Origin of the sequence: Desertibacillus haloalkaliphilus (assembly GCF_019039105.1) — a bacterium.
GTDB lineage: Bacteria > Bacillota > Bacilli > Bacillales > KJ1-10-99 > Desertibacillus > Desertibacillus haloalkaliphilus.
This window is the reverse complement of the sequence record NZ_JAHPIV010000547.1, coordinates 1-338: the sequence shown is the minus strand read 5'-3', so window position 1 is coordinate 338 and position 338 is coordinate 1. Positions and strand designations below refer to the sequence as shown.

The following is a 338-nucleotide window of genomic DNA, read 5'->3' as shown; positions in this document are numbered from 1 at the left end:
ATGGTACGATGAGAAAAAAGGAGAGATGACATTGGTTCATTATCACGCTATTGTAAAAGGACGAGTTCAAGGAGTCGGTTTTCGTTATTTTGTTCAAGGAGAAGCCGTCAATCGAGGGATAAAAGGCTGGGTACGCAACACAGATGAGGGTCACGTCGAGTTAAAAGTAGAAGGAGAGCAGCAGGAAGTTTTTGACTTTTTAGAGACCGTCCGTAAAGGCAGTCCTTTTTCAAAAGTCACACATATGGACATGAAGCCGCTCACCAAGTTCGCCCATTATCAAGACTTTCGGATTAGAGGATAGTTGATGTGTATCCTTTATTTCACAACAGTAAATG

General features: G+C 42.0%; 1 protein-coding gene. It reads left to right on the top strand.

Annotated features, from left to right (window positions below):
* The first annotated feature begins 31 nt into the window (after positions 1–31).
* Positions 32–304, top strand: coding sequence for an acylphosphatase (locus KH400_RS23230; protein ID WP_217228673.1), 273 nt, complete (start codon positions 32–34; stop codon positions 302–304).
* Positions 305–338: the final 34 nt, after the last annotated feature.